This window comes from Roseburia yibonii (assembly GCF_014297335.1).
GTDB lineage: Bacteria > Bacillota > Clostridia > Lachnospirales > Lachnospiraceae > Roseburia_D > Roseburia_D yibonii.
In genome coordinates, this window is the sequence record NZ_JACOQH010000004.1 from 177825 (window position 1) to 191454 (window position 13630).

Annotated in this window: 12 protein-coding genes and 2 pseudogenes; 2 read left to right on the plus strand and 12 right to left on the minus strand. The window is 35.9% G+C overall.

Annotated elements, in window-relative coordinates; genetic code table 11:
* Nucleotides 1–81 precede the first annotated feature (81 nt).
* Nucleotides 82–3120: a glycoside hydrolase family 2 TIM barrel-domain containing protein gene (locus tag H8Z76_RS07520; RefSeq protein ID WP_186982089.1), complete on the minus strand. Its 3039-nt coding sequence runs from the start codon at nt 3118–3120 to the stop codon at nt 82–84.
* Nucleotides 3121–3319: 199 nt separating this feature from the next.
* On the opposite strand from H8Z76_RS07520, the gene H8Z76_RS07525 reads away from it, so the two are divergent.
* Nucleotides 3320–4183: an AraC family transcriptional regulator gene (locus H8Z76_RS07525; protein ID WP_186982091.1), complete on the plus strand. Its 864-nt coding sequence runs from the start codon at nt 3320–3322 to the stop codon at nt 4181–4183.
* A gap of 90 nt (nt 4184–4273) precedes the next feature.
* Here the strand turns inward: H8Z76_RS07525 and H8Z76_RS07530 are convergent, their stop codons facing one another.
* The 3 genes and pseudogenes from H8Z76_RS07530 to H8Z76_RS07540 form a co-directional block, all read right to left on the minus strand.
* The gene (locus tag H8Z76_RS07530) at nt 4274–4618 is read right to left on the minus strand and encodes a hypothetical protein (protein ID WP_243240470.1); all 345 of its coding nucleotides are present in this window, start codon (nt 4616–4618) and stop codon (nt 4274–4276) included.
* Nucleotides 4619–4681: 63 nt separating this feature from the next.
* Nucleotides 4682–5326, minus strand: a pseudogene (locus H8Z76_RS07535) (transposase); the annotation flags it as partial.
* Between the two features lie 178 nt (nt 5327–5504).
* Entirely contained in the window at nt 5505–6491 is a 987-nt protein-coding gene (locus H8Z76_RS07540) for a hypothetical protein (protein ID WP_186982093.1), read from the minus strand.
* A gap of 214 nt (nt 6492–6705) precedes the next feature.
* Here H8Z76_RS07540 and H8Z76_RS13965 point away from each other — a divergent pair.
* Nucleotides 6706–7138: pseudogene (locus H8Z76_RS13965) on the plus strand (transposase); the annotation flags it as partial.
* Nucleotides 7139–7337: 199 nt separating this feature from the next.
* Here the strand turns inward: H8Z76_RS13965 and H8Z76_RS07545 are convergent.
* From H8Z76_RS07545 to H8Z76_RS07575, 8 genes are all read right to left on the minus strand, one after another.
* Entirely contained in the window at nt 7338–10097 is a 2760-nt protein-coding gene (locus H8Z76_RS07545; protein WP_186982095.1) for a TrlF family AAA-like ATPase, read from the minus strand.
* A 685-nt stretch (nt 10098–10782) separates the two neighbouring features.
* The gene (locus tag H8Z76_RS13610; RefSeq protein ID WP_243240471.1) at nt 10783–10980 is read right to left on the minus strand and encodes a hypothetical protein; all 198 of its coding nucleotides are present in this window, start codon (nt 10978–10980) and stop codon (nt 10783–10785) included.
* Between the two features lie 3 nt (nt 10981–10983).
* Nucleotides 10984–11286 (minus strand): pyridoxamine 5'-phosphate oxidase family protein, encoded by a 303-nt coding sequence (locus H8Z76_RS13615; RefSeq protein ID WP_243240474.1) that lies wholly within the window; start codon nt 11284–11286, stop codon nt 10984–10986.
* 28 nt (nt 11287–11314) lie between these two features.
* Nucleotides 11315–11509 (minus strand): hypothetical protein, encoded by a 195-nt coding sequence (locus tag H8Z76_RS07555; protein WP_186982097.1) that lies wholly within the window; start codon nt 11507–11509, stop codon nt 11315–11317.
* A gap of 8 nt (nt 11510–11517) precedes the next feature.
* Nucleotides 11518–11742 (minus strand): hypothetical protein, encoded by a 225-nt coding sequence (locus tag H8Z76_RS07560; protein ID WP_186982099.1) that lies wholly within the window; start codon nt 11740–11742, stop codon nt 11518–11520.
* A gap of 99 nt (nt 11743–11841) precedes the next feature.
* Nucleotides 11842–12159, minus strand: a complete 318-nt coding sequence (locus H8Z76_RS07565) for a nucleoside triphosphate pyrophosphohydrolase (RefSeq protein ID WP_186982100.1) — start codon at nt 12157–12159, stop codon at nt 11842–11844.
* Entirely contained in the window at nt 12156–13271 is a 1116-nt protein-coding gene (locus tag H8Z76_RS07570; RefSeq protein WP_186982102.1) for an HNH endonuclease domain-containing protein, read from the minus strand. The genes H8Z76_RS07565 and H8Z76_RS07570 overlap by 4 nt, the downstream gene beginning before the upstream one ends.
* A gap of 24 nt (nt 13272–13295) precedes the next feature.
* Entirely contained in the window at nt 13296–13628 is a 333-nt protein-coding gene (locus H8Z76_RS07575) for a nucleotide pyrophosphohydrolase (protein ID WP_186982103.1), read from the minus strand.
* Between the last annotated feature and the right edge of the window lie 2 nt (nt 13629–13630).

Sequence of the window (13630 nt, forward strand, 5' to 3'; positions counted from 1 at the left end):
TTTGTCTGATTGCTCTGTATATCCGGGCTTTACATTACAATCAGACTCTCTTTCCTTGTTTACGGGTCACATGAAACTTTATTATCCCTTTACATACGGTATCAGTGTAAACTGAAACCGGAATAATACATCATCAAATCGGTACTGCTCCAATACAACCGGACCACAACTATTAGAACCAATGCCATTTAATGCGTAGTCAACACAGAATACTACACTATCTGATTCTATTAATTCATAATTATGCGTTTTCTTCTCAAGTTCTTCCTGTGTATAATAAGAAGCATTGAATGAAAATGCCTTTTCTGCGGATGCCACAATTCCATATCGACTGTTGTTAAGCTCTACATATTCACAATCATAATGGCTTCCATTTTCCTGTGGACGGATATAGTCCTCATGTAAATCCCCTACATCTGCCCGGTACAAACCGTGGCTCGCAGCCTGATGTTTATCACAATAACTTTCCTGTGGTCCCATTCCAAAGTATCTTACAGCTGAAAGTTTTTTATCCAGGAACATCCTCACACCAAATCTCGGAAGATCCGGGAATTCATCGTCTTTTGTTACTGCAATATCTGCATCAATCTTTCCAGCAGCTTCTATTTTCCATGTAATCGTCACATCAAGAATCTTCTGTACTGTCTCTGCCACAACGGAAGCATGGCTTGTAATCTTCACACCATGTTTTCCCTGCACAGCCTCTGTCGTATAGGCTCTTGTGTAAGCCTTATCATAGTGGGCTTTCTTCCATTCAGACTTGATGTACATATCGTTATCTGTTGGAGCTCTCCAAATATTTAATTCCATCGGATGGTTCAAGTATTCCCGCCCTGCGAATTTCATCTCTGTAAAGAGTGCAGTACGTTTGTCTATGGTATAAGCAAATTCACGCCCCTTGATATGAATCTGTGTATCATTTTCATTTACCTGTAATTCAGAGTCCACTACTGTTTCTGGTATCCATTTCTCTGCAAGTTTACATTTTGTATCCTCTTTACTTACCTCAATTTCATCAAATCCAAGAATATGGTCTTCATCCAACAGTGGCAATTCTTTTTTCAGATGGTAAATAAGTTTTAAATAACATTTCCCATTCTCTGGAACATTGATCTTCAGGTTTGTTTTTCCTTCCCCGTGTGGTGCCACAGAAAGCTCCGGAAGTATGCCTTTGCTGATCACAAGACCATCCTGTGTCAGTTCATAACTAATCTTCACATAATCTTTCAAGTCATCAAAATCCATGTAGTTATGAAGCACCAGTTCTCCGCTTTCTTTGTTATAGGAAATAACTCTTGCCGGGCGATAAACATTCTTGTATTCCAAAAGTCCTGTATGTACCGTTCTGTCCGGATATACTAATCCATCCATACAGAAGTTGCCATCATGAATTTCTTCGCCATGGTCGCCCCCATAAGCATATATAGTCTTTCCATTCTCAGCAGTTCCATGAGCAATCGCATGGTCACACCATTCCCAGACAAAGCCGCCGCACATTTTATCATTATCCTGAATCATCTGGAAGTAATCTTCAAAATCTCCAGGTCCGTTTCCCATGCTGTGACAGTACTCTACCAAAAGGAAGGGTTTGCTTCCATCTTTATCCAGATATTCCTGAATTTCGGAAAGCGCTGGGTACATCCGGCTGTACACATCCAGATTGCTGTAATCATATGTTTCATCATAATTACGGTATCTTGCACTCTCATATTGTGTGATACGGTCTGGATCAAAATTCTTTGTCCATTCCAGTGCTTTTTCAAAGTTGCAGCCATAAGCACTCTCATTTCCCATTGACCACATAACAATACAGAAACGGTTTTTGTCACGTTCCACCATGAGTTTTACGCGATCAACGATTGCCTCTTCCCATACCGGATCATCTGCAATCTTCTCATTCCATCGTTTGAACCGATTGTAATCAGTGTCTTCTTTTCTGTAGATCATAAATGGACCATGCGCTTCAATATCTGCTTCATCTATTACCATGAATCCATACTTGTCACACATTTCATAGAAAAATGGTGCGTTCGGATAGTGGCTGGAACGGATCGCATTAAAATTATGCTGCTTCATTAACGTAAGATCGGTTGTAATCTGTTCCGGATTGATTGTAAATCCAGTAACCGGATCAGAATCATGTCGATTGACACCACGGAATTTAATCTTCTGTCCATTTAAATAAATAACCTGGTCTTTAATCTCTATCTTTCTTAATGCAATGTGATCTACAATTACTTCATTCTCTGTTTCAAGAATCAGTTTATATAGATATGGATTTTCTGTATTCCAGAGTTCCGGACTTGCGATTTCTAATACAGCTGTTCCTTCTTCAGCAATACTTCCTAGTGCTACAACTGCTCCGTTTCTATCTTCAATCGAAATTTTTACATTTAACGGAGAGTAGAATTTCATTTCAATTTCTACTTTCGCAAGCATATCCTCAATTCTTGTTTTAATATGATAATCACTGATTGCCTGTTTTGGGCGTTTCAAAATGTACACATCCCGGAAAATACCACTCATACGGAATTTGTCCTGATCTTCCAAATAGGAACCATCACACCACTTCATTACCAACACTGCCACCGTATTCGTTCCATCCTGAAGTACATCGGTAACATCAAACTCACTGGTCATATGCGAAACCTGGCTGTATCCTATGTAAGAGCCATTGATCCATACGTAAAAGCAACTGTCTACTCCTTCAAAGTTCAAAAAAGATTTTGGCGCTTTCTCATCTCTACTGTACTCAAAAGTATGTACATAGGCTCCACACGGAATGTCCTGTGGCACATATGGTGGATCAAACGGAAATGGATACCGGATGTTTGTATACTGGTGTGTATCATATCCAGCCATCTGCCATACACTTGGAACCTGAATCTCATCAAAATTTTCTGTATCATAATTCTTCTCAAAGAAAGAATCCATAATGTCATAGATGCTGTTAAAATACTGGAATTTCCAAGTTCCATTCAATAACTGCATACGATCTGACTCTTCTCTGTGTTCCACCAAGTTATCCATTCTTCTGGATGCCGGAATATAATAGGCTCTGGCTGGCATTGTGTTTTCGTGCAGTACGCTTAGATTTTCATAATAACGTGGTACGATCATAAATAGCTCTCCTCCAATACATATACTTTTTTGTTCTTTGTTTTCCTAAAGCAAACCTTATACTTTACTTTTTGTTTACGTTCCTTAGTTATGCTATATATAGCTTATCCTAATTCGCAAAATATGTCTATGAATTGGATTAGACAAAATATGCACTAAATGATACAATGATAAAAAGTACGAAAAGAGGTGCTGTCCTATGTATTTGAACACCGGTTATTTGAACCACTCACATATGGATTTCAAAGACAAAAGTCGTCCGCTGATTGTCGGTAGCTGTGGTACTTACCGTCTTTCCAGACATCCCAAACTTCCGACCTACCGTCCAAGGGGTCGTCTGGATTATCAGATTATATATATCACTGCTGGTTGTGGGCATTTTCATTTTGATAATGTAAATAATGAAACGATTGTTCCAGCCGGCAACATTGTACTGTACAGACCGAAAGAACTCCAAAAATATGAATATTACGGAGAAGATAAGACAGAAGTATACTGGATTCACTTCACAGGAAGCAATGTAAAAAATATCTTACGTCAATATGGGTTTCCGGATAAAGAACGTGTCTTTCAAGTGGGTACATCTAATGAATATGAACAAATTTTCAAACGTATCATTATCGAGCTCCAACGCTGTCAAGACAATTATGAGGAAATGCTTGTCCTTTTGCTACGTCATCTTCTGATCAGTTTCCACCGGGAACTGACAAGAGAGCACATATTAAAAAATGAATATCTTGATCATGAGATGGATAATGCTGTTACCTTTTTCAGTGAAAACTACAATCAAAATATCAATATTGATGATTATGCTGCCTCACGAGGCATGAGTGTCAGCTGGTTTATCCGAAATTTCAAAAAATATACCGGTTCTACACCAATGCAATTCATTGTGGGAATCCGTATCAACAATGCTCAGATGTTACTTGAAACAACAATTTATTCCATCAATGAGATTTCTAAGATTGTCGGATATGATAACCAGCTTTATTTCAGCCGGCTTTTTCACAAGCTGAAAGGATATTCGCCAAGAGAATACAGAAAAATAAGAAATAAGTTATGAAATCTATAATGCCCGTAAAAAACCAAATGCCAAAAAAGGATGCCACCGAATCAAAGCAGATTACGTGACATCCTCTTCTTTTTATTAGTGCTATTTTATGAATTCAACCGAATAGTAATACATGTACTCATTATCGGTATCTATATACTCCCCTGTAATATCCTGTATTGGCAACGAACTTAACCCCTTTTCTCCATAAATCAGTGCCGCTAATCCTTGCTCTGTTCCATACTCTATCTTGCATTTGTTTTCAATAGACGTTGCTGATCTTCCATAATATTCCCTGTTTGTAACTCCCTCCAAAATTGGTATTTCTGTCATATATTTTGAATATTTATCTGCTGCGATGAGCTTTGCAGTAAAATTATCAAAATCCGGTGTAATGACAATCAATCCGTTTGTGGAAGATTTCACATCTTCATAGGAAAGTTCCAAAACTTTTTTATGTGAAACTCATTGTCTAAGCTGATATTCTGACAAATAAATAGTGTCTGCTGATTAAGCAGATATCTGCAACTTCCAGCTCTTACATCTGTTCCAGTCATGCCAGAAGCGGAACAGACGCAAAAGAGCGTAAAGTATTCGCCTCTGAATCCTGAACAGATTCGTCACGAATACAGATAATGCGATAGAAGTCAACTGCGTTCCTTCCAGTTTTGTGGTAATGCAGCTCATACCATAACAGCGTTTGCTCAGGCTGAAGGTGCGCTCCACTTCGATTCTATCGGTATTATCCTGATACTCCTGTTTTTTATCAACTTTTGCTGTAGCGCTTGGTCTGCCAAGCTTTGGACCTGATAACCGGATTCCATGTTCCTTGCAATAGCTCCTGTTTTCCCTGGTCCGGTATATCTGATCTGCCAGAACTCGTTCCGGATAATAACCGGTACGCTCTCTGAATCGTTCTATTGCTTCAATCAGGCAGGTGCTCTCGTTGTATGCCTCGAAAGATATTTTTTCGATACGCCCATAACCTTCGCTGTCAAGACTGAGATCAAATTTTGCACCAAATTCAACCGGTGCTTTGACCTTGCCTCTGACGATCGGCCGGAGCCATGGCTGTGAAATACTTACAATGCGGTGCTCCACAGAATGAACTCTGTTATCATACATATACTGTTGCTGTTCATAATTAAATTGTATTAAACATCTGCTATATGTGTACACGTTCATTATAATGCTTATATCTGAATGCCCCATGAGATACTCAAGTGTCAATCCACAAAATTTGCAGATTTACATTTCTAATATAAAAAGTACATTATCATTTCGCCATGCACAAAGAATACCCGCATGTTGCTAATTAATCATTTTCTCTTCCTTACTGTTTATTATAATGCTTTGTGACTTTCTTTACTTCAACATTATTTTTTTCTATCAAAATCTGTGAACTCGTATCAATCACTAAATCCTTTTTTACTCTCTCACATATATAATAGTCTTGATTTTCCATGATTACGACATATTCTGGATATTCTTCATCGGTCTCAATAACGTACTTATCATTTGTATATCCGTTTTGAGAAATACCATATTTTATAATTTTATAATTCGTTTGTGTAACTTCTTTTACCCACCCATAGAACCATACTATTCCAATGAAAATAACATATATAATAACCACTAACCATAGTTTGTCTTTGCTTTTCCCCTTATTTTTACAACAACTTTTCTTCTTAATATTTTTTCTATTTTTTCTTTCCTCTCTCTTGTTTGCGCCCAACGCTACTATTCCAAAATAATTCAATCCAACTACCGTAAAAAACAGCACAATAACTATATTAATCCATTCTATTTTTTTATATTCACACATTTCATTTATTATTTTATTAACATCAAAAGCATATACCTTAACAATAGCTATCAACAAAATCACTCCACCTTCGATTAGCCATAAAAAAACACTTTTGATAACTTTCAAAAATATAAATGAATCTGAAACCCATATATTCATAAATAATATAGTAAAAAATCCTATTATTAAAATACTCGTCAAATATAGAACGAATTGGCAGGTAAAATTTTGATTAACATAAATATCATTCCAACTGACATTATAATAACATGCGCCACCCGCTAAATATGAAAAATATACCGTTTTAAGCCCCCAATATAAAATTGTCAGTGTTGAAATAACTATTGCCAATTTTTCACTAACATTACTCGGTTTTCTTTTCTTATTTTTTTTCGAATAAAAAGATATAAAATAAGTTCGGATTTCGTTATAACCTAATGTATTTTTCAAAATATCTATTGACTTCCCTGTATTAGTTTTCACTATTTTTCCTTTATCTTGTACCTTTTTCATTATATATTCCTCTCCTCGTATCAAGAATGCACTGTATAATATTTATTCCAAAATGGCTTTTGCAGATAGTTTGTTATTCATTTTTGTTGAAATATTAAGGCGTTGAACTTACGTCCTCTGCCATTACTGATACTACTCTATAAAGTCCTACTCAAACACATCCTATCAAAATGAGGCGCTAAAGTCATTAACTCGTTATCGCTTTGATAAATTTCAGGAACCAACTTCTGAGATTGACGAAATTGAAGCCGAAATCAAATCCATTATAGATGAGATCAATTCTCCGATTCTAACGATTTCAGGAATCAGTTACAACATGGGTGCCATGATTATTGCTGAAATCGGTGACTTCAATCCGTTTCGACTCAACCGACAACGCTGGAATGTCTCCATCTACTTACTAATCAGGGCAATTAGATAACTGTTATTCCCATATGGGAAAACGTGGTTCTCGCTATCTTCGATACGCCCTTTACAATACGACTAAATATGCCTGTATTTGGGATAAATCCTTTGGAGCATATCTTGCCAAGAAGCGATCTGAAAGTAAGCATTATAATGTTACTTAATCTCATGCCACAAAGAAACTTGTAAGAACCATTTATGCGATGGAAAAATCGGGACTGACATACAACAAGGCTGCTTAATCCTTTTTTATCAACATCTCCTAATAGAGTGCCTCTAATGACACTCTATTTGTCATGCAATTTTCAAGGTTCAAATATATCTGAAATGCATTTCTGCAATTCATTCAAAATATTTCAGTTTCAGACTTGACTTTTAATAGTTAGCCTTTTCAGTTTTCAACCTGTACCTCCCGAACTTCTTTCATACATATCTACCTACTTATATGCTGTATTTATGTTTACGCAAATCAAATGCTCGCTCTCCGCCTTCTAGAATATCACATATATGTTGCTGAATGCCTTTTTCATTCAAAACGCCTTTTCGAATTGTTCCATCGTTTTCATAAACAATAGTTGAATTCTCTATTGAACCAGATCTATATTCAAATTTAAACTTATAATTAGGCGAATTATTTCCATCCTGATTTGCGACAATAATTTCTTCTGCATCTCCACCTAAAACCACATTTGCATTATGAGTAACAACAATTATTTGACGTTCAACCTTTTTCTTACGTATAAAAGGTATCAATTCATCGAAAATGGATCTATTATCCAAATCATCTTCCGGTTGATCAATCAATATTGGACATTTGCTATCTGCCATGCTAATTAATAATTTTAAAAGGACAAGCGCTTTTTTACCTGGAGACATCTGATTTATACTATCATTTTCAAGCTTTACATTATATGAAACCAAATACCAATCACTTAGTATATCACGCAATACACTTTCTATGGTTTTATTTTTTAAAAGCTTTAGCTCTTCTTTTACCAACTTGTCAATAATGTCTCTCAACAATTCTTTTGTGAAAATTTCTCCTCTAAATTTATCGTCGAATGCAATTCCAATTCTCTTTAAAGAATTATTGTTAATGCTCTCCTTAATAAAAGAACAAAATGCATCATTTTTAAATTGGATTCCAACAGAAAAATCTAATCCGTCAGAATTAGTTTCTGCATTTTCATTTACTACGTTAGCATAATTGTTATGTATTTCTTTGTAGGCATTTATTGCATTTGAAACCTCATCCAGCTTTTCTTCATATTCTTTCTTCTTTGCATTGCATTTTTGAGTTGCATTTAACACAACCTCTAATTTTGATTCCTCATTTTTGATTTGTTCTGATAATTTTGTTAACGCCTCATTCTCAATCACTTTCTGTTCTAGCTCACTCTTTACTTTTAAAGCCTCTTCCCTTTTACCTTCTGCATCTACTTTTGTAAAAAGCAATTTAGAAACAATTTCATCTTTCTTTACATTCCATTTATTCCCAGCCTGCTCCAATATTTCTTCCTGAAAATCTAATATTATCTTAAATGTATCCTCTGAAAATTTTCCTAGGATATTTGTTTTTTCAACGGGTAAAGACATATCCTTTACTAATCCAATTTCTTCTATTGCATTCCTTATCACAGATTCTAGAACTGAAATTTTCTTAATAGCTTCATCAAACTTTTTAAGTTCCTCTTCTGATATTGAGGTTTCCTTTGATATTATTTCCTTTTGCATTTTTAACTTTTCAATCTCTTTTCTTATACCAGACTCTGTTCCAATTTCATTTCTTTCCTGAATTATGGAAGTCATCTCTGAATATGCCTGAAGCATGTCATATATTTTCTTATCCAAAGATGGTTTATACATCTTTACGTCATTCTCCATTTTTTCAAAGGCATTTTTCGCTCTAGGATCTAACAATACAATATCTTGAATAATTCTATCTATTTCAGAAGTTTTTTCTCCTTCGTCAGTAAGCCTATTTAAATATGTTTGTGGAATATATACTATCTTATGCGTTTCATCAAAATTCCCATTATTATTTATATCTCCATCTTTCCAAAACACAGAAACATTATTTAATTCACGAGACGGTACCCTTGAAATATTTATCTTCTCCTCAACTTGCCGATTATCGATTGCACGTGCAATATTCTGTAATAATAATGATTTTCCAGTAGATTTTCCCCCTATGATACAAGTCAATTTATCGTTAAATTCTATTGGCTCATCCGAAAAACCATCTTCATTAATTACCACCTTGTCAATAACATAATAATCTGCCTTTTCCTCTGGTTTTAGTTCTCCAATTCGAACTCTAGCCTCAGGTTCATATATTACTTGCTTTAATCCATTAAATGTAGTGTCTGATTTTATCCAACAATATCTGCTATTATCAGGTTCAAAAAGTCTTTCAATGCAATGCGCATCGGAACCATGAAAACAAGGTTTTAATGAACCACACTTAGCCTTAACTTCCTCTTCGCTATCAACTCCTTTGCCAAGAAAATAATTAATATCATTATCAGAAGAAGAAAAAATGAAATCACACATTTTATAAACCGCAAAACGTGTTAGACTCAGCTGATCTCCCCCCTCACCTTTATTAATTCCAGAAGCACCATCACTGGAACCATTTGCAACTCCTATTAATGTATTTTCTCTTAATTCAACATCATCTTTAAACAAATTACTAATTGCTGTATAAGAAGGAACAAACTGTTCAATACCTTTTTTATATGCTTCTTCATTATCCTCTATTCCCATACTTTTTCCCAATTCAATCAAATCAGACTTAGTCGCATGATATTTTCGTCCATATTCAAATTCTAATCGCCCAAAAAATCTATTCTCTAATTTGTCTACGAAATCTGGATTAAAAATAAAATGAATATTTACAGGCGATTTTTTCCCCATAGGAGTTATTCGCATTTCAACATTGGGGAAAATTGCCAATTCATCCTTTACTAAAATTCCGTCTGAAACAACTTTGTTATAATTATCAATTGCCAAATAGTCCGTAATTCCAATAGCAGAAACTTTTTTTCTCTCATCTGTGGAATTAATGTATGTTTCTATTGCAGAATAAAAATTTTTCCACTTTTCCTCTACCGTATCCCCTTTGTAGTTATCGTTCTTTTTGGTATTTGGCGTATGAACGTGTAAATCCCATCTACGCCACTCTGAACCCTTTTCAAACATTACTTTCCCTCCTTAGTAAATTAATACAAAATATATTTTTTTATTATGGTACTCATTCTAGCCTCTCAACAAATCAAGTTAGAAAATTTATATTTTCTGATCCCATAAACCCGTCATTATATAGCTGATTCACTTAAGCTAGCAATCACCATTTCAGGTGGTAGTTTAATTTTAGTTCGCCCAAGAACATATGTCACTGCTACATTTCAAGAACGATATCACAAGCCCTTTTACTAATCCACCATAAAGCGGTATTCCTCGAATCTTCTTTTCTTGATTCTTTTATACATTTCTGTACTACTTCATCTGTGATATTACTAATTTGAATTCGATACAATCATTATCTTTTCTACATCTATTGACTTAACACCTCATCTAAACTAATTATAAATCCCAATCTCTTCCCCCACAACACCATCTTTCCGACAATTTTCGACGGTTTTCCACTCTCTTCTATACAATCCACGCTTCATTTGATTCTCCGCCTCCTACCTATATTTTCTCAATCCCCCGACCTAGTCCGTGATTTGTTCATGCACTATAAGGACTTATTACTGACATCAAATATACTCTATTGCCGAATTACAATTAAAATAGACAGCTATCATAAGCTGCCTACTCACCAATAAGAAATATAAATTTTCCACATTACCTTATCTCATTTTCTATTACCAAAATCATATTTTTAACAAATCAACGTCTGTCTACTGCTATACCCATCTTTTTTGAAATTCGAAAACAATGCCTCGATCTTGATTGGCGTCACACAGATAAGATTCATAGGCGTATCCAGTTTTTGCAGCACGGTCAATGGAATCTTTTTATAGGATGCATGAGCATTATAAGTATCAGAAAACGGCTCAATCATTTCGGCTTTTCCCATGACCTAAACGCTCTTTAGATTTCCAAAGCCATCGTACTTGTCATATACTGCAAGACATACATTCGCATTCTTCTCCAAACCAATAAATTTTTCTCCGCCCTCTGAAAACATCCAGAATTTTTCATCATGAAAACTGTATTCGATTGGCGTACAACGAACATAATCACCGGTTCCTGTTGCAAGTGCGCAGGTATTATTGGCACTCACATAGGCTTCAACCGCCTGCTTTAACGCTTCTTGCGGCATTTCTGTCCGTTCCTTTTTATTCCAATAATCCGCCGCTTCTTTAAATTGTTCATGCGTCATGTTAATCCATCTCCCAACTCTATCTTCTTTATCTGTAATCTCCGGACACATCCAAATAACTTCGTTTTCCACTGATATAATCTGCATATGCGAGTTCCGGATCTTTGCCCTTAAAAACAGTGCAAAGACCACACATATCACAGTCAGCAATACACGGAAACGTATCCTTTATATACTGTCTTCTTTCCGCTTCTGTAGAAGCGTCTATCTCTGGCGGTCTCATATCTTCACCTACTTTACCAGACCGGAGTTACTTCTGTACGCTTCATTGATTTCCCGCAGTTCCTTTTCACCATTAATATATGGCTCATAAATTGCATCTACCGAACCACCGCCCAGATTATCACAGCCATTACAAAAATCACATACCCCTCCGCACTGGCTCAGTCCTTCCTGTACAATGCGGATTCTTTCCTCTTTTGTTGTATCTTTTATCAATATGCTTTTAATTTCCATCGTTTCATTCTCCTTTGTGACTTCTCATAAGATTTATACATAATCTTGAATTGCTTCATATCAGCCTGTTTTTTCAGAATACAAACACCTTCTCTTACTCTATTTTCCATCTTCCACATATTCCAAAAAAATCCTGTCTGCAAATTTTCCGCGCTCATCAGCTTTCTTTGCTCTCAGCCTTTCTAGTTCCTCAAGTGAATATCCCCTTGCCACACAAATTGCCTGAAGCACTTCAAGGACGTCCGCCATTTCTTCCAGATTTTTATCTTCCTGATACTCTGCCACTTCTTCATTCAGCTTCATCTCAAGTGCTGCTATGTATTCTTCATTCGTAAGGATATGTGTGACACATTTTTTCCCATCCATTTCGATTATTTCTGGGATCTTGTCTCTAACCAATTTATTATATATTTTCATAACTCTCCCCTCTGATACTGCCAGCTGCCAAATCCACAATTCTTGGCAGATTGATATATTGGCAAAATAATTGACTTCAATTCTCCTGAAAATTCCGGAAATACAAGCCCTCTTCTATAAATGCGATAGCGAATATCTTCATTGTTGATATGTTCTTTTGCGCATTTTTCAAATTCTTTATGAACTATATCATATTTCCAAATCAACTGATAAGATTGAAATTCCTGCCGCACAAGTTTTTCAAAATATGTATCCCAATCCGGCAAATTATTACTTTTAGAACTGTTTATGCTCTTTGTCGTAGGATTCAGATTCCACATTTCGTCATGTGCCACATACGACCATGGTACAAAATGATCTATAGAAATATCTGTGTCCGTCAATATCTGATCTCCATATATTTCACGCACTGGTTCTAAAGGCAAAATAAGTTTCCAATACCTCTTTACCTTTTCCAGCTTACGCTCCTGTGGCGGACGCAGCTTGTCTGCTATTCCCGGAACACTTGGATTACGTTTTTGAATATATAAAATCATATTGTATTCCAACCATCCCCGAATAATTTCCTGATTTTTTATAATGTATCTCGCCCAATCTTCCTGAACAATAATCTTAGTAGACAATCCATTCAAAGCAGTAAAATAATATATCAGACGATTCTCCCGATTGATTTTTGCTATCAGCTCATTTTCCCCAACATTCCACGCTTTTCCCTTAAGCTTGGACATGAATGGAGCTTGTAGACGATACGGCACATTGTAGGTTAACGTTCGCTTTTTACTCAAAATTTCTTTATCATCTGTTGTCCGAAGGAAATCAATAATTACAGATTTTTTCTCACATGATTTTAGCCCTGCATTCTTCTTTTTAATCAAATCCACCAGGCATTCCAATGTATCTTTCGGTCCCAGATTCAGATGATATTCAGTTACCATATACCATGCATCGGCAATCATTTCGTCCACAAGTTCTTCGTAAGTTAATTCCCGTTTTCCTTCTGTCACTTTTGCAACGATCGCCTTAAACCAGAAAAACTTATAGCACTCGCTGGTATTGTCAAATAGCCGTCCCAGATATTCAATATTCAGTTCCTCGGAATATGGTAACTGCATATCACTGCCACCTTTCAAAATATTTTACAGCTTATCGTATTTATCACTTTTCCCTTTTGCTTTTTCTACCGGATACTTCTCGTTGTTCACTTTGATTTTCTCTCGAACGATTTCATCCAGATCCAATCCGCAGGCATCTGCCATAAGCACGCAATAATTCACAACATCCGCAAGTTCTTCTTTAATCTTATCCTTTTTTCCTTCATCGGAAACATCTATCCCACTCCACTGAAACACTTCAAGAAGTTCAGCCGCCTCAAGAGAAATGGATATTGCCAGATCCTTTGGATTATGAAACTGTTTCCAGTCCCTGTCATCTCTGAATTTTAATATCTGCCTGATCGTTTCTTCTGTCATTT

Excerpts from the sequence above, each read along its gene's own strand:
- H8Z76_RS07525 (WP_186982091.1), top strand. The coding sequence starts at position 3,320 with ATGTATTTGAACACCGGTTATTTGAACCACTCACATATGGATTTCAAA.
- H8Z76_RS07560 (WP_186982099.1), bottom strand. The coding sequence starts at position 11,742 with ATGGAAATTAAAAGCATATTGATAAAAGATACAACAAAAGAGGAAAGA.
- H8Z76_RS07540 (WP_186982093.1), bottom strand. The coding sequence starts at position 6,491 with ATGAAAAAGGTACAAGATAAAGGAAAAATAGTGAAAACTAATACAGGG.
- H8Z76_RS07565 (WP_186982100.1), bottom strand. The coding sequence starts at position 12,159 with ATGAAAATATATAATAAATTGGTTAGAGACAAGATCCCAGAAATAATC.
- H8Z76_RS07555 (WP_186982097.1), bottom strand. The coding sequence starts at position 11,509 with ATGAGACCGCCAGAGATAGACGCTTCTACAGAAGCGGAAAGAAGACAG.
- H8Z76_RS07520 (WP_186982089.1), bottom strand. The coding sequence starts at position 3,120 with ATGATCGTACCACGTTATTATGAAAATCTAAGCGTACTGCACGAAAAC.
- H8Z76_RS07570 (WP_186982102.1), bottom strand. The coding sequence starts at position 13,271 with ATGCAGTTACCATATTCCGAGGAACTGAATATTGAATATCTGGGACGG.
- H8Z76_RS07575 (WP_186982103.1), bottom strand. The coding sequence starts at position 13,628 with ATGACAGAAGAAACGATCAGGCAGATATTAAAATTCAGAGATGACAGG.
- H8Z76_RS13610 (WP_243240471.1), bottom strand. The coding sequence starts at position 10,980 with ATGGGAAAAGCCGAAATGATTGAGCCGTTTTCTGATACTTATAATGCT.
- H8Z76_RS07545 (WP_186982095.1), bottom strand. The coding sequence starts at position 10,097 with ATGTTTGAAAAGGGTTCAGAGTGGCGTAGATGGGATTTACACGTTCAT.
- H8Z76_RS13615 (WP_243240474.1), bottom strand. The coding sequence starts at position 11,286 with ATGACGCATGAACAATTTAAAGAAGCGGCGGATTATTGGAATAAAAAG.